The 17,323-nt window shown below is 63.8% G+C and carries 19 protein-coding genes; 6 read left to right on the forward strand and 13 right to left on the reverse strand.

Going from position 1 to position 17,323, the window contains the following annotated elements:
* Positions 1-21: 21 nt before the first annotated feature.
* From era to FJ423_RS13935, 5 genes are all read right to left on the reverse strand, one after another.
* Positions 22-954 (reverse strand): GTPase Era, encoded by a 933-nt coding sequence (era, locus tag FJ423_RS13915; protein ID WP_140842504.1) that lies wholly within the window; start codon positions 952-954, stop codon positions 22-24.
* Positions 939-1,655, reverse strand: a complete 717-nt coding sequence (rnc, locus tag FJ423_RS13920) for a ribonuclease III (protein ID WP_140842506.1) — start codon at positions 1,653-1,655, stop codon at positions 939-941. The genes era and rnc overlap by 16 nt, the downstream gene beginning before the upstream one ends.
* A gap of 4 nt (positions 1,656-1,659) precedes the next feature.
* Complete coding sequence (gene lepB, locus FJ423_RS13925; RefSeq protein WP_095766934.1) at positions 1,660-2,409, reverse strand: signal peptidase I; 750 nt, start codon at positions 2,407-2,409, stop codon at positions 1,660-1,662.
* A gap of 79 nt (positions 2,410-2,488) precedes the next feature.
* Positions 2,489-2,902, reverse strand: coding sequence for a holo-ACP synthase (gene acpS, locus FJ423_RS13930; protein WP_140699845.1), 414 nt, complete (start codon positions 2,900-2,902; stop codon positions 2,489-2,491).
* Positions 2,899-3,486, reverse strand: a complete 588-nt coding sequence (locus FJ423_RS13935) for a DUF2062 domain-containing protein (protein ID WP_140842508.1) — start codon at positions 3,484-3,486, stop codon at positions 2,899-2,901. Before FJ423_RS13935 ends, acpS begins: the two co-directional genes overlap by 4 nt.
* 211 nt (positions 3,487-3,697) lie before the next feature.
* On the opposite strand from FJ423_RS13935, the gene FJ423_RS13940 reads away from it, so the two are divergent.
* Positions 3,698-4,228: a GNAT family N-acetyltransferase gene (locus FJ423_RS13940; protein ID WP_140842510.1), complete on the forward strand. Its 531-nt coding sequence runs from the start codon at positions 3,698-3,700 to the stop codon at positions 4,226-4,228.
* Here FJ423_RS13940 and FJ423_RS13945 read toward each other — a convergent pair.
* The 4 genes from FJ423_RS13945 to rpoZ form a co-directional block, all read right to left on the reverse strand.
* Entirely contained in the window at positions 4,206-4,589 is a 384-nt protein-coding gene (locus FJ423_RS13945) for a VOC family protein (protein WP_140842512.1), read from the reverse strand. The genes FJ423_RS13940 and FJ423_RS13945 overlap by 23 nt on opposite strands.
* A gap of 75 nt (positions 4,590-4,664) precedes the next feature.
* Positions 4,665-5,243 (reverse strand): orotate phosphoribosyltransferase, encoded by a 579-nt coding sequence (gene pyrE, locus FJ423_RS13950; RefSeq protein WP_140842514.1) that lies wholly within the window; start codon positions 5,241-5,243, stop codon positions 4,665-4,667.
* Positions 5,244-5,363: 120 nt separating this feature from the next.
* Complete coding sequence (locus tag FJ423_RS13955) at positions 5,364-7,595, reverse strand: bifunctional (p)ppGpp synthetase/guanosine-3',5'-bis(diphosphate) 3'-pyrophosphohydrolase (protein WP_140842516.1); 2,232 nt, start codon at positions 7,593-7,595, stop codon at positions 5,364-5,366.
* 124 nt (positions 7,596-7,719) lie between these two features.
* Positions 7,720-8,121 (reverse strand): DNA-directed RNA polymerase subunit omega, encoded by a 402-nt coding sequence (rpoZ, locus tag FJ423_RS13960; RefSeq protein ID WP_095766929.1) that lies wholly within the window; start codon positions 8,119-8,121, stop codon positions 7,720-7,722.
* A 304-nt stretch (positions 8,122-8,425) separates the two neighbouring features.
* Here rpoZ and FJ423_RS13965 point away from each other — a divergent pair, with 304 nt between their 5' ends.
* Together FJ423_RS13965 and FJ423_RS13970 are read left to right on the forward strand one after the other, a co-directional pair.
* On the forward strand, positions 8,426-9,007 hold the full coding sequence (locus tag FJ423_RS13965) for an NYN domain-containing protein (protein WP_095766928.1): 582 nt from the start codon (positions 8,426-8,428) through the stop codon (positions 9,005-9,007).
* Between the two features lie 11 nt (positions 9,008-9,018).
* Positions 9,019-9,675, forward strand: a complete 657-nt coding sequence (locus FJ423_RS13970) for a uracil-DNA glycosylase (RefSeq protein ID WP_140842518.1) — start codon at positions 9,019-9,021, stop codon at positions 9,673-9,675.
* A 33-nt stretch (positions 9,676-9,708) separates the two neighbouring features.
* On the opposite strand, the gene FJ423_RS13975 is transcribed toward FJ423_RS13970, so the two are convergent.
* Positions 9,709-10,182, reverse strand: coding sequence for an Lrp/AsnC ligand binding domain-containing protein (locus tag FJ423_RS13975; RefSeq protein WP_140842520.1), 474 nt, complete (start codon positions 10,180-10,182; stop codon positions 9,709-9,711).
* A gap of 144 nt (positions 10,183-10,326) precedes the next feature.
* Here FJ423_RS13975 and FJ423_RS13980 point away from each other — a divergent pair, with 144 nt between their 5' ends.
* Complete coding sequence (locus FJ423_RS13980) at positions 10,327-11,256, forward strand: DMT family transporter (protein ID WP_140842522.1); 930 nt, start codon at positions 10,327-10,329, stop codon at positions 11,254-11,256.
* A gap of 39 nt (positions 11,257-11,295) precedes the next feature.
* On the opposite strand, the gene FJ423_RS13985 is transcribed toward FJ423_RS13980, so the two are convergent.
* The 3 genes from FJ423_RS13985 to dapA all read right to left on the reverse strand — a co-directional run bounded on the left by FJ423_RS13985 (position 11,296) and on the right by dapA (position 13,706).
* Entirely contained in the window at positions 11,296-12,006 is a 711-nt protein-coding gene (locus tag FJ423_RS13985; RefSeq protein WP_140842525.1) for a GH25 family lysozyme, read from the reverse strand.
* Between the two features lie 92 nt (positions 12,007-12,098).
* A complete protein-coding gene (smpB, locus tag FJ423_RS13990; RefSeq protein WP_112095724.1) occupies positions 12,099-12,578 on the reverse strand; it encodes an SsrA-binding protein SmpB in 480 nt (159 codons plus the stop codon).
* 246 nt (positions 12,579-12,824) lie between these two features.
* Positions 12,825-13,706 (reverse strand): 4-hydroxy-tetrahydrodipicolinate synthase, encoded by an 882-nt coding sequence (dapA, locus tag FJ423_RS13995; RefSeq protein WP_140842527.1) that lies wholly within the window; start codon positions 13,704-13,706, stop codon positions 12,825-12,827.
* Between the two features lie 464 nt (positions 13,707-14,170).
* On the opposite strand from dapA, the gene FJ423_RS14000 reads away from it, so the two are divergent.
* Both FJ423_RS14000 and FJ423_RS14005 read left to right on the forward strand, forming a co-directional pair.
* Positions 14,171-16,204, forward strand: coding sequence for a lytic transglycosylase domain-containing protein (locus FJ423_RS14000; protein ID WP_140842529.1), 2,034 nt, complete (start codon positions 14,171-14,173; stop codon positions 16,202-16,204).
* 219 nt (positions 16,205-16,423) lie between these two features.
* Positions 16,424-17,317 carry an alpha/beta hydrolase gene (locus FJ423_RS14005; protein ID WP_140842531.1) on the forward strand — a complete coding sequence of 298 codons (894 nt, stop codon included), beginning with the start codon at positions 16,424-16,426 and terminating at the stop codon, positions 17,315-17,317.
* Positions 17,318-17,323: the final 6 nt, after the last annotated feature.

Below are 17,323 nucleotides of genomic sequence, written 5' to 3' on the forward strand. Positions count from 1 at the left end.
GGTCCTTCTACGCGGCAAGCATCAACGGGGAAACTCCAGCCCCATCTCGCGGTAGCGCTCGGGGTCGTCGCCCCAGTTCTCGCGCACCTTCACGAACAGGAAGAGGTGCACCTTCTGCTCCAGAATGCCAGCGATCTCCATCCGCGCGGCTTGCCCGATGGCGCGGATCGTCTCGCCCTTGTGGCCGAGCACGATCTTCTTCTGGCTGTCGCGCTCGACATAGATGACCTGCTCGATGCGCACCGAGCCGTCCTTCTTCTCTTCCCATTTCTCGGTTTCGATGTGCGAGGAATAGGGAAGCTCCTGATGCAGCCTCAGATAAAGTTTTTCGCGCGTGATCTCGGCCGCGAGCTGGCGCATCGGCAGGTCGGAGATCTGGTCCTCCGGATAGTACCAGGGACCGGCCGGAAGCGTCTCGGCGAGATAATCGAGCAGGTCCTTGCAGCCGGAGCCGGTCAGCGCGGAGACCATGAAAGTGCGCTTGAACGGCACGCGTTCGTTCGCGGTCGCGGCCAGGGCGAGAAGCGTTTCCGGCTTGACGCGGTCGACCTTGTTGAGAACCAGAAGCATCGGCTGCCTGACGTCCTTCAGCCGGTCGAGGATGGCATCAGCATCGCCTTTGATGCCGCGCTCGGCGTCGATCAGAAGCACGACGATATCGGCATCCTTGGCGCCGCCCCAGGCGGTGGTCACCATCGCCGTGTCCAGCCGCCGCTTCGGCTTGAAGATGCCCGGCGTGTCGACGAAGACGATCTGCGCGTTGTCATGCGTGGCAATGCCGCGCACGATGGCGCGGGTGGTCTGCACCTTGTGGGTGACAATCGATACCTTGGCGCCGACCAGTTGGTTGACCAGCGTCGACTTGCCGGCATTGGGCGCGCCGATCAGCGCTACGAAACCGGAGCGCGTCGCGGGGACTTGAGTGATTTCCGTTTCTGTCATGCCGCGCTCCATACGCCTTCGCGCAGCAAAAGAGTAGCCGCCGCGGCCTGCTCGGCCTCGCGCTTGGAGCGGCCGCTGCCGACGGCGGGCGCGAAAGAGCCGACCTTTACGCTGACCGTGAACACCGGGTCGTGGTCCGGTCCGTCACGGCCGTCGATATGGTAGGCGGGCACGGCGCCGGCGGCGGCCTGATGCGCCCATTCCTGCAATTCGGTCTTGGCGTCGCGGCGGGCAGCACCCATCGCCTGCGAGCGCGGCTGCCAGTAGCGGTGGATGAACGCGCGCGCCGCGTCTATCCCGCCGTCGAGATAGAGCACGGCGATCAGCGATTCCAGCGCATCGGCGCGCAGATTGGTGCGCTTGCGGCCCTCGAGATTGCGCACATCGGAACCGGCGCGCACCAGTTCCGGCAGGCCGATCTGTTCGGAGATTTCCGACAGCGCCTCGGCATTGACCAGCGCGTTGAGGCGCAGCGAAAGCTCGCCTTCGGCGGCATCGGGAAAGGAGGCGAGCAGCATGTCGGCCACGACGAGGCCGAGAACGCGGTCACCAAGGAATTCGAACCGCTCATAGTCAACGCCGGCATGGGTCGAACGGGCGCTGGCATGGGTCAGCGCCCGCTGCAGGCGCTGGCGGTCGGCGAAGACATGGCCGGTGCGCTCGACAAGCGCTTCGGCAAGGGCATCGGCGGTCAAACGCTTGCTGGCCGCCATCGCTCTAGTGGACGAAATGGAACAGGCGCCCGGCGCGCATCAACGACGGCCATTTCCATATCTCGAGCGGGCTCGCCTTGCCGGCGATCGAGAAGAAGATGAGGTTGGCGCGGCCGACAAGGTTCTCGGCCGGCACATAGCCGACGGCGAAGCGGCTGTCGGAGGAATTGTCGCGATTGTCGCCCATCATGAAATAGTGCCCGGGCGGCACGACGAATTCGCGCGTGTTGTCGCCGATCGAATCGGAATTGATGTCGAGCGTGTCGTAACTGACGCCGTTCGGCAGCGTTTCGCGGTAGACATCGATCGGCCGGTTTTCCTCGGTGACATCGGGATTGTCGATCTGGCCGGTCTTCACGCGCGGCACGCCGACGTCATTGATGAAAAGCTGGCCGTCCTTCACCTGGATCTTGTCGCCGGGCAGGCCGACGACGCGCTTGATGTAATCGACCGACGGATCCGGCGGGAACTTGAACACCACCACGTCGCCGCGCTTGGGCTCGGAACCCCAGATGCGGCCCGAGAAGAGATCGGGACCGAAGGGCAACGAGTAACGCGAATAGCCATAGGCCCATTTGGTGACGAAGAGATAGTCGCCTTCGAGCAGCGTCGGCCGCATCGAGCCGGACGGAATGGAGAAAGGCTGGAAGAGCAGCGTGCGGATGACGAGCGCGAGCAGCAGAGCCTGGATGATGACGGAAAAGGTCTCACCAAGCCCGCCGGATTTCTTCTGCGATTTTTCAGCCACGCTCATGTCGTCCTCGATTGTGCGATGTTGGTATAGAGTCTCGGCGGGCGCTGGGCAACGTCATGCCGCTCGTGGTCAGATGGAATCAATGTGGCGCTTGTTCGGCGGGCACTGCCTCGATGATCACAAAGGCTTGAGCAAGCGGGAAATCGTCGGTGATGGTGAGATGGATGAGGGCGCGGTGGCCTTTCGGCAGGATTTTCTCCAGCCTGGCCGCGGCGCCGCCGGTCAGCGCCATGGTCGGCGCGCCGCTCGGCAGGTTGACCACGCCCATGTCGCGCCAGAACACGCCCTCGGCCATGCCGGTACCCAACGCCTTGGCGCAGGCCTCCTTGGCGGCGAAGCGCTTGGCATAGGAAGCCGCGCGGGCGGCACGCGCCTCCGACTTGGCCTGCTCGACCTCGGTATAGATGCGCTGGACGAAGCGCTGGCCGTGCCGCTCCAGCGATTTCTCGATACGTCTGATGTCGATCAGGTCGCTGCCGATGCCGATGATCATTCCGCCGGCACTTCCCGTCGGCCCTGCCGCGCTTTCTTCTCGGCACGCTCGGCCATGCGCTTCCGGCGCTGCTCGCGAAACACCGTCATGCCCCAGCGGGTGATGGCGTAGAACACGAGCCCGAAGACCAGGCCGAGCGGCACCGCGCCGATCAGCATCGGCTCCAGAATGGGGTGCCAGAGCTTGGCGAAGGAAAGCTTGTGCATCATTTCGCCCAGATGCTCGGGCGGGCCGTGCTTCGGCAGATGCTCATGCAGCAGCAGCTTGCCGGTCTCCCAGGACGCGCCCCACAAAAGCGGGAAGGTCAGCGGATTGCCGAAGAACACCGCGCCGAGCGCTGCCGCGACCAGATTGCCGGCGATGATCCAGCACAGCACGGCGGCGACGATGAAGTGGAAGCCAAGCGGGAAGAAGGAGGCGAAAACGCCCGCGGCGACGCCGGCGGCGACGGAATGCGGCGTCGCCTTCAGCCGCAGGATGCGTTTGGAGAAATACTGCACGGAACGCGAGAACGAGCGGCGCGGCCAAAGATAAGTACGCACCTGTTCCAGGAAGCCATCAGGCTCTCGGCGTCGAAAAAGCACTCTGTTCCAGTTCCCGGTCCAATACGCGCTGCCCCTACCCACCGGGTCGCGCAAACACATCTTGCGCTTCGAGGGCGCAGAAAGGCAACAAGCTTTGATATAGCGACGACCGGGCCGCGCAACAACGAACGCCGCCGCGATGGTCTGCCGCAGGCTGTAACAACAGCGTCATTCTGGCGAAACTGAGGAAAACAACCCGGATGCGGAGCCGATGATCACCATTAGACCGGCGCGGGCCGAGGACGCCGGGGCGCTGCCGCGGATCGAACAGTCCGCCGGGCTGGCGTTCCGCGCCATTGCGGAACTGGCGTGGCTCGCCGACGGCGACAATATCAGCGTCGAGCGGCATCGCGCGCTGATCGCCGCCGGCGCATGCTGGATTGCCGCAGACGAGAAGGACCGGCCGGTCGGCTTCCTGAGCGCCGGGATCGAAGGCGATGCGCTGCATATCTGGGAGTTGGACGTGCGCCTCGACCGGCAGGGCCAAGGCATCGGCCGCGCGCTGCTCGAACAGGTGGTCGCGGACGCCGGGCGGCGCGGACTGGCCGCGGTGACGCTGACCACGTTTCGCGCCGTCGCCTGGAACGCGCCCTTCTATCGGAAGGCCGGATTTCGCATCCTGGAAGACGCCGAGATTGACGAACGGCTGGCAAGCCTGCTCGACGACGAGGCCAGGCACGGCATGCCTACGGGCCAGCGCTGCGCCATGCGGCTCGATCTCAGCCGGGTTGATACTCGCTGACCTCGACCAGATTGCCGTCCGGATCGCGGAAATAGACCGACATCATCTTGCCGCGCGCGCCGGTGCGTTCGACCGGACCGACTTCGATCGCCACGCCATTGGCCTCGAGGCTGGCCTGGACCTCGGCAAGCGGCACTGCCGCCACGAGGCAGAAATCGCCGGAACCCGGCGTCGGCGCCTTCGCCTTCGGCTCGAAGGTGCGACCGACTTCGTGCAGGTTGATCTTCTGCGAGCCGAACAGAAGCGCGGTCGGCCGGTTCGGTTCGTCGAGCCGCCGCATGCCGAGCACCCGCCGGTAGAAATCGCAGGTCGCTTCCAGCGAGCGGACCGTCAGCACGAAATGGTCGATCCCGGCGATCATTGTCGCCTCGGCGCGCGTCTCCGGCAAAGAGATTCAAGCGACGCGCTCAAGTGCCTGTTTTCAAACATTGCGATGTCAGATGTTGCGGCTTCCCGGCTTAACGGCTGGAATCGCGGCAAGTTCCGGCGGCAGGCGGTCGGCGGGATAGGCCGGCACTTCATATTCGGCAAGCGCGATCAGCGGCACGCCGACATCGGTCTTGCCGGCCGAACGGTCGATGATGCAAGCGGCGGCCACGACCTCGGCGCCAAGCTCGCGCAGGCAGTCGATGGTCTCGCGGATCGACAGGCCGGTGGTGACGATGTCCTCGACGATGACGACGCGCGAGCCCTTGGCAATCTCGAAGCGGCGCAACCTGAATTCGCCCCCTTCCCGCTCGACCCAGATCGCCGGGACACCGAGATGACGCGAGGTCTCATAGGCCGGGATCAGGCCGCCGATGGCCGGGCCAACGACGTAGTCTATCCCGCCCGGCACCGCCTTGCGGATCTTCTCGGCCAGCGCCTTGCACAGGCGCTCTGTCTTGTCGGCATGCATGAACACCCGCGCCTTCTGCAGGAAGACCGGACTGCGCAGTCCGGACGTCAAGATGAAATGCCCTTCGAGGACGGCGCCGGCCTCGCGGAAAATGCCCAGCACTTCGTCGGTGTTCATTGTTCGGTCCCCCTTGGCGAATGGTGGATGGTGAATGGTAGTGAGAGCACCTTCTATTCACTATTCACTATTCACTATTCACTATTCACTATTCACTATTCACTATTCACTATTCACTATTCACCCATTCACACGCCGCGCATCGCTGACGCTCGAATTGTCCTTGAGCTGCGACAGCAGCCGGTTGAGGTGCTTGAGATCCCAGACCTCGAGATCGATCAGCATCTCGGTGAAATCGGGTGCGGTGCGTATCATCGACAGCGTGTGGATGTTGGCATCGTTGGATGCGACGACCTGGGCGATGTCGGCCAACGAACCGGGCGCATTGATGGCGGTGACCGAGATGCGCGCCGGAAAACGCTCCTTGGTGCGCTCGTCGATGTCCCAGCGCACGTCGATCCAACGCTCGGGCTGGTCGTCGAAGGCCTGCAAAGCCGGCGACTGGATTGGATAGATGGTGATGCCGGTGCCGGGCTGGATGATGCCGACGATGCGATCGCCGGGTACAGCGCCCTCCGGCGCGAAACGCACCGGCAGGTCGCCGCGCACGCCGCGGATCGGCACCGCGCCGTCGCGCGGCTGCTCCTTGCCCTTGCGCGCGGCGCGCGTGCCGGGCATCTGGAACAGCATGCCGGCGGCGTTGCGGATCTTCGACCAGCCCTCCTCGCGCGGCTTGGGCGGGGCGACGGTGACGCGCTCGTCCTTATAGTCGGGGAAGACGGCTTTCATCACGTCGGTCGAGCTCAACTCGCCGCGGCCGACGGAAGCCAGCACGTCCTCGATATCCTTGCGCGCCAGCCGGTGCAGCACCGGTTTCAGGCTTTCCTTGGTGAAGGTCTTGCCGGCGCGTTCGAAGGCGCGTTCGAGGATGCGGGCGCCCAGGCCGGAATATTGCTTGCGGATCGCGTTCTTGGTGGCACGGCGGATGGCTGCGCGCGCCTTGCCGGTGACCACGACCGATTCCCAGGCGGCAGGCGGCACCTGCGCCTTGGAGCGGATGATCTCGACCTCGTCGCCGTTCTTCAGCTCCGTCATCAGCGGCATGATGCGGCCATTGACCTTGGCGCCGACGCAGGTGTCGCCGACATCGGTGTGGACGGCATAGGCGAAGTCGATCGGAGTGGCGCCGCGCGGCAGCGCGATCAGCATGCCCTTGGGCGTGAAGCAGAACACCTGGTCCTGGAACAGCTCCAGCTTGGTGTTCTCGAGGAAATCCTCGGGATTGTCGCCTTCGGCCAGTTGCTCGATGGTTCGCCGCAGCCATGCATAGGCGTTGGTCTCCCTGGAGATCGCATGGCCCGCGCCGTTCATCTTGCCGCCGGTATCCTTGTAGATCGAATGCGCGGCGACGCCATATTCGGCGATCTTGTTCATCTCCCTTGTGCGGATCTGCAATTCGACGCGCTGGCGCGACGGGCCGACGATGGTGGTGTGGATCGAACGGTAGTCGTTCTGCTTGGGCGTCGAGATGTAATCCTTGAAGCGGCCGGGCACCATCGACCAGGTGGTGTGAATGGCGCCAAGCGCGCGGTAGCAGTCGTCGACCGAATCGACCACGACGCGGAAACCGAAGATGTCGGAGAGCTGCTCGAAGGAGAGCGCCTTGGCCTCCATCTTGCGGAACACCGACCACGGCTTCTTCTGCCGGCTCTTCACGCTCGCCTTGATGTCGTGTTTTTCGAACAGGCCCGACAGCGCCGTCTCGATCTCCTGCAGGACGCCCCTGTTGCGCTCGAAAATCTCGGCAAGCCTTGCGGTAACGGCGCGGTAAGCCTCCGGATTGATGTAGCGGAAGGCTATTTCCTCCAGCTCCTCGCGCATGCCCTGCATGCCCATGCGCCCCGCCAGCGGCGCATAGATCTCCATCGTCTCCTCGGCGATGCGCAAGCGCTTGGCTTCCGGCATATGGTCGAGGGTGCGCATGTTGTGCAGACGGTCGGCGAGCTTGACGAGCAGAACGCGGACGTCCTCGGAGATCGCGAGCAGGAGCTTGCGCAGGTTCTCCGCCTGCTCGGCCTTTTTCGAGACCAGATCGAGCTTCTTCAGCTTGGTGAGGCCCTCGACCAGCTTGCCCATCTCGGGGCCGAATAACTCGTCGATCTCAGCGCGGGTCGCGGTCGTATCCTCGATCGTGTCATGCAGCAGGGCAACGGCGATGGTCGCTTCGTCCATATGCATGTCGGTGAGGATGGCGGCGACTTCGAGCGGATGCGAGAAATAGGGATCGCCCGAGGCGCGCTTCTGATGGCCATGCTTCTGCATGGCATAGACGTAGGCCTTGTTGAGCAGCGCCTCGTTGACGTCAGGCTTGTAGCGCTGGACGCGCTCGACAAGCTCATACTGACGCATCATGGGCGGGATCTCGCGGTGCTGAAATGATTGATGCGCCGCACCGACGTGCGACGCATCTCATAGATAGCCACGAAACCTAAGATACGGAAGTCCTGGATGGTTGATCCAACCCGGACAAAAGCACTTAGTAGTCGTCGCTCTTTTCCGGCGGCACCAGACCTTCGATGCCGGCGAGCAGGTCTTCCTCGCTCATGCGGTCGAAAGTGACGTTCTCCTCGGCGTCGTCGGCGTCGGCGGCAACGGCTGTCGCACCGGTCTGGTCGGCGATCGCCTCGCCCTCGGCTTCCGGCTCGTCGACCTCGACATGCTTCTGCAGCGAGTGGATCAGGTCTTCCTTGAGGTCGTCGGGAGACAGCGTCTCGTCGGCGATCTCGCGCAGCGCGATGACCGGGTTCTTGTCATTGTCGCGCGGAACGGTGATCTGCGCGCCCTGGCTGATCTGGCGGGCGCGATGGCCGGCGAGCAGCACGAGTTCAAAACGGTTGTCGACCTTGTCGATGCAATCTTCAACGGTTACGCGGGCCATGGACTGCCCCTTTCATGCGATGGATTTGATGGAAAGCTGGCGCGCTCCATAACGCGGGCGCGGCCGAAATACAAGCTTTATGGCGCCAGCGTCAGCTTGGCGGGCCGTTGCCCGGCTCATCATCGCGCCACGCCGTGAAGCTACCCACATAGTGGCGATCACAATTGCTTGCAACACAGGGCCATGCCCTTGGATATCCACAAATTGCGCGTTATCTCGGAGGTGACGGTACAAAGGTTCATTTGCCGGACCTATTCGTCAAGCGCTTTTAGACGACAAAAATTTTCGAAAGGAATGTTTTTCAATGTTCGATCCCCGTGAAAAGATCGCTCTTTTCATCGACGGCGCCAATCTCTATGCCACGTCCCGCGCGCTGGGCTTCGACATCGACTACCGCAAGCTCCTGTCGAGCTTCCAGAAGCGCGGCTACCTGCTGCGCGCCTATTATTACACCGCGCTGGTCGAGGATCAGGAATATTCGTCGATCCGGCCGCTGATCGACTGGCTCGACTATAACGGCTTCAAGGTGGTGACGAAACCCGCCAAGGAATTCACCGACTCGACCGGCCGCCGCAAGATCAAGGGCAACATGGACATCGAGTTGACCGTCGATGCGCTGGAGCTCGCCGATGTCGTCGACCACTATGTCATCTTCTCCGGCGACGGCGACTTCCGCACGCTGGTCGAAGCGTTGCAGCGGCGCGGGCGCAAGGTGTCGATCATCTCGACCATGGCCTCGCAGCCGCCGATGATCTCCGACGATCTGCGCCGCCAGGCCGATCATTTCATCGACCTGATGACGCTGAAGAGCGAGGTTGGCCGCGATCCGTCCGAGCGGCCGGCGCGCCGGCCGGAACCCGCCGAAGTCGACGAGGAAGATTATTGACGGCGGCGGCCTTGACCGCCGTGCCCTCCCCCGAACCCAGCCGTGACTGCCCGCTTTGCCCGCGGCTGCATGATTTCATCGCCGCCTGGCGCGAGCGTGAGCCCGGCTGGTTCAACGCGCCAGTGCCGACCTTCCTGCCGCCGGAGGGTGAAGATCCAGTCCGCCTCTTGATCGTCGGGCTGGCGCCCGGCCTGCGCGGCGCCAACCGCACGGGGCGCCCCTTCACCGGCGACTATGCCGGCGACCTGCTCTATGGCACGCTGATCGCGCACGGTTTTGCGCGTGGCGAGTTCAAGGCAAGGCCGGATGACGGCTTGCAACTCGTCGGCACGGCCATCACCAATGCGGTGCGCTGCGTGCCGCCGGAGAACAAGCCGGTGGGCGCCGAGATCGCCACCTGCCGGACCTTTCTCAAGCCGACCATCGCGCGCTTTCCCAACCTGCGCGCCATCCTGACGCTGGGTTCGATCGCTCATCAGTCGACTGTGCGGGCGCTGGGTGAGCGCGTCGCGGCCTTTCCGTTCCGCCATGGCGGGAGGCAGCAAGCCGGCGGCATCGCGCTGTTTTCCAGCTACCACTGCTCACGCTACAACACCAATACGGGCGTGCTGACGCAGGAGATGTTCGTCAGCGTGTTCAAGGAGATTGCGGCGTTCCTGAAGAGCTAGATTCAGGCGGCTTCCTGCCGGTCTGACACCCACTCATACCGGCAGCAGCGCATCCGGCTTCACGTCGCCGATGGAGGTATAAGTGTGCGTCTCCTTCACTCCCGGCAGCGCGAGAATGACCCGCGTCAGGAAATCCTGATAGGCGGCCATTTCCGAGATGCGCGCCTTTACCAGATAGTCGAAGCCGCCGACCACCATGTGGCACTCGAGAACCTCGGGCGCCTTGGTCACCGCCTCGGCGAAGCGCTCGAAAATATGCGGCGCCGTGTGATCGAGACGCACCTCGATGAAGACGAGCGTACCGCGTCCGATCTTTGCCGGATTGAGCACGGCCCTGACCGCGGTGATGTAGCCTTCCCGAAACAGCCGCTTCACCCGTAGGCTGGTGCCGGTCGGCGAGAGGCCGACACGCGACGCCAGATCAAGTGTGGTGCGACGCCCATCTTCTTGCAGCAATCGCAGGAGATTGCGGTCGACGCCGTCGAGGTCGCTTGCTTCAGCATTCACGCTAGACCTGCCTCTAATCTGCGAGTTTCACTCAAATTTCGAGAAAACAGCGTATTTTGCCACGGGCTTTTCGGCAATAGCCTGCGCTTTCATCGCTTTGTGCGGAGATGATCTTCGATGGCGATGTCACGACGGCGGCGGAACATGGCGGACGCGCGAGACTCAGGAAACCCCAGGCTGGCGATCATCGCGGGCCTCATTATGATCGGCATCTACTCCATCCAATTCGTCGCCGCCCGCTTCAGCCTCAGGGAGCATCTGACGGCGACGGATCTGGCCGCCTTGCGCTTTGGCGGCGCGGGGGCGGTCTTTCTGCCGATCGTCTGGCGCGGCGGCTTTGTAAGCATGAGGGCGCTCGGTTGGCGACGGGCCCTGGCATTGGCGGCGCTGGCCGGATTGCCTTATCCGCTGATTATCAATTGGAGCCTGACCTATGCCCCTGCCGCCCATGCGGCCGCGCTTTGTCCAGCGTCGATCGTCTTCTTTTCGTTCCTGCTGTCACGCATCGTCTTCAATGACGGCGCTTCGCGGCAACGGACCATCGGTGTCCTCGCGATTGTCGCCGGCCTGTCGCTGTTCATCGCGCCGGCGCGCGGCGGCACCGGCGGCGTTCTCTTCGGCGATATGCTTTTCATCGGATCGGGCCTGACGTTTTCGGCCTATGCCGTTCTTGTCAGGCGCTGGCGTGCCGATCCCGTTACGGCCACGGCCGCGGTAGTGCTCCTGTCCTGCCTGCCGCTGCCGATTCTCTACTTCGTCGCACCAAGCCATATCCATGCCGCGGCCGCCACGGAAATCATCAGCCAGATCGTGATCCAGGGGATTCTGGCCGGCGCGGCAGCCATGTTCCTCTATACCTATGTCGTCGGGCAGTTGGGGCCGCAGACGGCATCGCTGTTCCTGCCCGGCATACCCATCGCCACCGTGGCTGTCGGCATGGCGGTACTCGGCGAAACGCCGATGACGATCCAGGTCGCAGCCATTGCCATCATGGCCGCCGGGATGGGCTTGTCAGCGATCGGAGGGCGGATTGCCAATAGACGCCTTAATGCACCGGCGCCGGGAGGATCGTGAGCCTTCAGCGGTACGGCAAGCGATTCAAGGGCCGGCAATTCAAGGCGTCGGCGCAAACAACTTCGCCAGCGTCTCGCGGCCGCCTTTCAGGACGTTGAGATCGACATCGCCTTCGATGCCGTCGACGCGGCCCATATTGTGATACTGCCAGAAGATCCAGTCGTTCTCGCGCGGCCTCATCGCCAGCGAACGCAACCAGCGCCGGCGGTTAAGGATGCTGCCGGAATAGGCGTCTGCCGCCTCGTCGGTCAGATAGAAAATCGCTTGCTTGCCGAATGCCGTCTCGACCGGGCCGAGGAAAGCGGCAAGCTCGGCGTTCAACTGCTCGGGCGACGGGCGCTGCGGGCAATTGCCGCCAAACTCGATGTCGACCACCGGCGGCAAAAGCGGCTCGCTGCGCGGCACCACCGAGATGAAGTTCTTCGCCTGGTCGGCGCCTGGCCGGCAGAAGGTGAAGAAGTGATAGGCGCCGACCGCCAGGCCGGCCGCGCGGGCCTCGCGCAGATTGGTCGCGAACAGGGTATCGATATGGGTGCCGCCTTCGGTCGCCTTGATGATGGCGAAGGCGACATCGTCGGCGGCGACGCGGGGCCAGTCGATCTTTCCCTGATGATGCGAGACGTCGATGCCCCGGATCGGGAATTCCTCGCGATCCGGGGAAAAGCCGCGGAACCAGAAGAAGGCGCCCGCCACGACGGCACTGGCGACAACCGCGACGGCAAGGCCCCAGAAAACAATCCGCTTCCCCAAGACCATCCCCTGCCGCAAAGGCTCGTGCGCGCCTGACCGGAGAACCGGCCGGTGGCTTTTTTCACGCGGCCGGCGCTGCCAGCCCTGGAGGCTCAGCCGCGCTCCTTCAGCAGCCGGCCCTTCTCGCGCGACCAGTCGCGCTGTTTCTCGGTCTCGCGCTTGTCATGCAGCTTCTTGCCTCGCGCAACGGCGAGAAGCAGCTTGGCGCGGCCGCGGTCGTTGAAATAGATTTTCAGCGGCACCAGCGTCATGCCTTCGCGCTCGACGCTTTGCGAGAGTTTCGCCATCTCGCGCTTGGAGACCAGCAATTTGCGGCGCCGGCGCGGCTCGTGGTTGAAGCGGTTGGCCTGCAGATATTCCGGCAGATAGGAATTGATCAGCCAGATCTCGCCGCCCTCGGCCGAGGCGTAGCTTTCCTGGATGTTGGCCTGGCCCTGGCGCAGCGACTTGACCTCGGTGCCGGTCAGCACCAAGCCGGTCTCGATCGTGTCGAGCACCTCGTAGGAAAAGCGTGCCTTGCGGTTTTCCGCAACGGTCTTGTTGTTGGGATCGGCTTTCTTGACTTGATTCATGACGTCCAGAGTCCGTTTCGAAACTCGCTCCTGCGAGTCAGGTGAAGGTGTCAACAGAGCGCCGCGCGTTTTCTAAACGCGCAAAGGACGCTCTGCAGCCCGACTTTGCGCATGGTCCTTTCCGAAAGCGGATGCTTTCGGGGCCATGCGCGGAACCGGAGCGGAGCGTACATATAGTACGTGAGCACCGGAAGCGCAGGTGGCGCCTTCAGATGGCCGCAGGAGTAGAGTTTCCAAACGGGCTCGCTAATTAATCAAGCCGGCGTGCTTGAGCGCCGCGTCGAGCTTCTCGGCGGTCGAGGACTCGACCGTCACCAGCGGCGAACGGACCACGTTCTCGACCTTCCCCAGCTTCGACAGCGCGTATTTGGCGCCCGATACGCCAGGCTCAATGAAGATCGCCTTGTGCAGCGGCAGAAGCCGGTCCTGCAGCTCGAGCGCCTTGGCGCTGTCGCCGGAAAGCGTCGCTTCCTGGAACTCGGAGCAAAGGCGCGGCGCGACATTCGAGGTGACCGAAATACAGCCGATACCGCCATGAGCGTTGAAGCCGAGCGCGGAGGCGTCCTCACCGGAAAGCTGGATGAAATCCTTGCCGCAGGTCATGCGCTGCTCGGAGACGCGCTCGACCTTGCCGGTCGCGTCCTTGACGCCGGCAATGTTCTTGAAGTCGTGGCGCAGCCTGCCCATCGTCTCCGGCGTCATGTCGATCACCGAACGCGGCGGGATGTTGTAGATGATGATCGGCAGCCTGGTCGCCCTCGCGACGGCCGCGAAATGCTCATAGAGGCCGCGCTGCGTCGGCTTGTTGTAGTAAGGCGTGACCACAAGGGCGGCATCGGCGCCGGCCTGTTCGGCATACTTCACCAGGCCGACCGCTTCCTCGGTGTTGTTGGAGCCCGCGCCGGCCACCACCGGCACCCTGCCCTTGGCTACCTCGATGGCGACCTTGACGACATGGCGGTGCTCCTCATGCGACAGCGTCGGCGACTCGCCGGTGGTGCCGACGGGAACGAGACCCTTGGTGCCCTCGGCGATCTGCCATTCGACAAACGAGCGAAAGGCTTTCTCGTCGAAGCGCCCGCTCTTTTCGAACGGTGTCACGAGCGCAGTCAGCGAGCCTCTCAGCATGTCGTCCAAACTCCTTGGAACTTTGTCGGTTTATGCATGTCGTCGTCCCAAAACCGGTTTCCGCTTCTGGGCGACATGCATCGGTGTTTCATCAGATCGGTCAGTTGCGCGCCTTCTACCCGAAAGCGAAGCCGCGCACCATAGTCTCGACATGGTTCAGCGGCAAGCATCGGCGTAATGCCAGTGTCGTGGTTTCGATGTTCGCTAGAGGTTGATATCAGGCTCGGGGCGAACATCGAAAACCAAAACGACACTGGATTCGACAGTTGGCTGGTGTCCTGCGATTCTGAAATTCGCGCCGCGCCCGATATCAAGGTCATGCGAATTTCAGAATCGGGACACCAGCAAGCGCAATTCGAACGACCTCGATAACCTTTTGTTTACGAGCCCTTCACGACCTAAGTCTAGGCTTCGCATTGGGTTCTCAATGCCCGCGCCTGCTGGCGATGTGCTAGGATCATAAAATGCCGACGAGGCGGCCCCATCTTTTCGCGCTGTTGGGCGCGATCGTCGCGCTGACGCCTACCATGGCGATCGGCGGCAGCGTCGACGCGCGCGCGACGGCCTCGATTCCGGCGCCAGATGCGCCGCAGGCGCCGGGCCAGACGCCGATTGCCCCCGATATAGCGCAACTGAAGAGCGGGCTCGATGCGCTCGCCGCCAACAACATCGTCGGCGCGCGCAATGCGCGCGACACGCTGCCCGCCACCTCGCTCGACAAGCATATCCTCGCCTGGGCGATCGCGCTTTACGGCGGCGACCAGGTGCCGAGCGGCGAGATTGCCGACGCGGCCAAGATGCTGCCCGGATGGCCGGGCACGATCGCGCTGCGCAAGAACAGCGAGCGGGCGCTCTATCGCGAAAACCCGCCGCCGCAAGTGGTCGTGCAGGCCTTCGGCCGCAGCCAGCCGCTGACGCCGGAGGGCGTCATCATCCTTGCCCGCTCGCAGGTGGCGCTTGGCAACCAGGCCGCCGCTCGCGCGGTGCTGGTGCCGTTTTGGCGCAGCGAGAAGCTGGAAGCGAAGGATGAGACGGCCGTCATCAAGGAATTCGGCACGCTGATCCCGGCGGCCGACCATCGCTACCGCATGGAGCGCATGTTCTATGCCGACCGGCCGTCGTCGGCGCTGCGGGTCGCCGGCCTCGCCGGCGCACAGCCGCTGGCGGATGCCTGGGCGGCGGCCGACAAGGGCGACAAGAACGCCGCCAAGCTGTTGAAGGCAGTCCCCGCAGTGCTGCGCTCCGCCGGCTATTTCTTCGCCGAGGCGGAGTATCTGCGAAAGCAGCAGAAATTCGCCGAAGCCGCTGCTGCCGTGATGAAAGCGCCGACGAACCGCGATTCGCTGGTCGACCCCGATGCCTGGTGGGTCGAACGCCGCGTGCTCTCGCGCGAGCTGGTCGACCGGGGCGACATGAAGACCGCCTACAAGATTGTCTCCATGCATGCGGCCGAAAGCCCGGCAAATGCCGCCGAGGCCGAATTCCACGCCGGCTGGTACGCGCTGCGCGGCCTCAACGATCCGGCGACCGCGGCCACTCACCTCAAGCGCATCACCGAGCTCGCCCAGGGCCCGGTGTCGCTGTCGCGCGCCTATTACTGGCTCGGCCGGGCGGCGGAAGTCGGCGGCCCGGGCAGCGCCAAGGACTATTTCACGCGCGCGGCCAGCTACGGCACGACCTTCTATGGCCAGCTCGCCGGCGAGCGCGTGGGCTTGAGGACCCTCAACATCGCCTACCCGAAGCCGAGCGCGGCCGACCGCCAGAGTTTCGACGGCCGCGAAGCAGTGAGCGCGATCAAACGGCTGCAGGAAGCGGGCTATGACCGCTACGCCGAGACGCTCTACCGCGACCTTGCCGGCCAGCTGACCAGCCCGGGCGAGCTGGCGCTGCTGGCCGTGCTGGCCGAAAAGCAGGGCAACCATTTCATGGCGCTGAAGGTCGGCAAGATCGCCGCCCAGCGCGGCATCGATGTCGGCGCGCTTTCGCATCCGCTGGGCGTCATTCCCGATTCGGCCAACATTTCCGGGTCCGGCAAGGCGCTCGCCTATGCCATCGCCCGCCAGGAAAGCGAGTTCAATATCGGCGCCGTTTCCAGCGCCGGCGCGCGCGGCCTGCTGCAGTTGATGCCGGGCACCGCCAAGCAGTTGGCAAAAAAGGCCGGCATGAATTTCTCGCAGGCGCGGCTGACGACGGATGCCGGCTATAACGCGACGCTGGGCTCGGCCTTCCTCGGCGAGCAGCTCGACCGTTTCGGCGGCTCCTATGTGCTGACCTTCGCCGGCTACAATGCCGGCCCGAACCGCGCCGCCCAATGGGTGGCGAAATACGGCGACCCGCGCGGCAAGGACGTGGATGCGGTCGTCGATTGGATCGAGCGGATTCCCTACACGGAAACAAGAAGTTACATGCAGCGCGTGATGGAAAATTACGAGGTCTACAAGATGCGTATTTCGGGGAAATACGACATCGTGGGGGATCTCGTGAATGGGCGGAGCTGAGGTTCTTCCTTCTCCCCTTGTGGGAGAAGGTGGCCGCGAAGCGGCCGGATGAGGGGTGTTCCAGCGGAGTGAGACGACGGCGTTCCCTGGAACACCCCTCATCCGTCTCGGCGCTATCGCGCCGATCCACCTTCTCCCACAAGGGGAGAAGGAAGAGTGTTTGACGACCCTTGCCCTCGTCTGTAGCTGTCGGTCACCTCAACGAGGAGCAGCGTTCCGATGGCGAGCGACGAAGGCTTTTCCGACTTTTTCTACGCCGCGCCAGACGGCCTGAAGCTCCATGCTCGTATCTACGGCGAGGCGAACGCCGGCAGTTGGCCGGTCGTCTGCCTTCCCGGACTCACCCGCAACGCCCGCGACTTCCACGAACTGGCGCTTTACCTTTCAACCAAGGCGGCAAGGCCGCGCAAGGTCGTTGCCTTCGACTATCGCGGGCGCGGGCAATCCGACCGCGATCCCGATATCAGCCACTATAATGTCGGCGTCGAAGCCGGCGATGTCCTTGCCGGATTGTCGGCGCTCGGCATCGAGCAGGCCGCCTTCGTCGGCACGTCGCGGGGCGGCCTGATCATCCATGTGCTCGGCGCATTGAAGCCCGCCGTGCTGAAAGCCATCGTGCTCAACGACATCGGCCCGGTAATCGAGGCAGCGGGCCTGGCTCATATCCGCTCCTATCTCGATCGCGCGCCGAAACCGAAGACACTCGCCGAGGCGGTGGACGCCCAGCGGCGCGTGCATGGCGCCGATTTCCCGGCGCTCACCGACGCCGACTGGCTGCGGATGGTCCGGGCAATCTGCCGCGAGACGGAGGCCGGCTGGCTGCCGGATTTCGATCCGGCGCTGGTCGACACGCTGGCCGGCGTCGATTTCAGCAAGCCGTTGCCGGATCTGTGGCCGCAGTTCGACGCTTTAGCCACCGTGCCGCTGCTTGCCATTCGCGGCGGCAATTCAAAACTATTATCCGCTGCGACCGTCGAGGAGATGGGAAGGCGGCATCCCGGCATGGAGACGATCACCGTCGAAGGTCAGGGACACGCGCCCTTTCTGGAAACCGGCACTCTGCCGCGGGAGATTGCGGATTTCCTCGATCGGGCAGAGCGCAAATCAAAATAAAGTAAA

Origin of the sequence: Mesorhizobium sp. B2-8-9, from assembly GCF_006439475.1 — a bacterium.
In the GTDB taxonomy this organism is placed as follows: domain Bacteria; phylum Pseudomonadota; class Alphaproteobacteria; order Rhizobiales; family Rhizobiaceae; genus Mesorhizobium.

Coding starts and splice junctions, on each gene's coding strand:
- era (WP_140842504.1), bottom strand. CDS start 954: ATGGAGCGCGGCATGACAGAAACGGAAATCACTCAAGTCCCCGCGACG.
- rnc (WP_140842506.1), bottom strand. CDS start 1,655: ATGGCGGCCAGCAAGCGTTTGACCGCCGATGCCCTTGCCGAAGCGCTT.
- lepB (WP_095766934.1), bottom strand. CDS start 2,409: ATGAGCGTGGCTGAAAAATCGCAGAAGAAATCCGGCGGGCTTGGTGAG.
- acpS (WP_140699845.1), bottom strand. CDS start 2,902: ATGATCATCGGCATCGGCAGCGACCTGATCGACATCAGACGTATCGAG.
- FJ423_RS13940 (WP_140842510.1), top strand. CDS start 3,698: ATGATCACCATTAGACCGGCGCGGGCCGAGGACGCCGGGGCGCTGCCG.
- FJ423_RS13945 (WP_140842512.1), bottom strand. CDS start 4,589: ATGATCGCCGGGATCGACCATTTCGTGCTGACGGTCCGCTCGCTGGAA.
- pyrE (WP_140842514.1), bottom strand. CDS start 5,243: ATGAACACCGACGAAGTGCTGGGCATTTTCCGCGAGGCCGGCGCCGTC.
- FJ423_RS13955 (WP_140842516.1), bottom strand. CDS start 7,595: ATGATGCGTCAGTATGAGCTTGTCGAGCGCGTCCAGCGCTACAAGCCT.
- rpoZ (WP_095766929.1), bottom strand. CDS start 8,121: ATGGCCCGCGTAACCGTTGAAGATTGCATCGACAAGGTCGACAACCGT.
- FJ423_RS13965 (WP_095766928.1), top strand. CDS start 8,426: ATGTTCGATCCCCGTGAAAAGATCGCTCTTTTCATCGACGGCGCCAAT.
- FJ423_RS13980 (WP_140842522.1), top strand. CDS start 10,327: ATGGCGGACGCGCGAGACTCAGGAAACCCCAGGCTGGCGATCATCGCG.
- smpB (WP_112095724.1), bottom strand. CDS start 12,578: ATGAATCAAGTCAAGAAAGCCGATCCCAACAACAAGACCGTTGCGGAA.
- dapA (WP_140842527.1), bottom strand. CDS start 13,706: ATGCTGAGAGGCTCGCTGACTGCGCTCGTGACACCGTTCGAAAAGAGC.
- FJ423_RS14000 (WP_140842529.1), top strand. CDS start 14,171: ATGCCGACGAGGCGGCCCCATCTTTTCGCGCTGTTGGGCGCGATCGTC.
- FJ423_RS14005 (WP_140842531.1), top strand. CDS start 16,424: ATGGCGAGCGACGAAGGCTTTTCCGACTTTTTCTACGCCGCGCCAGAC.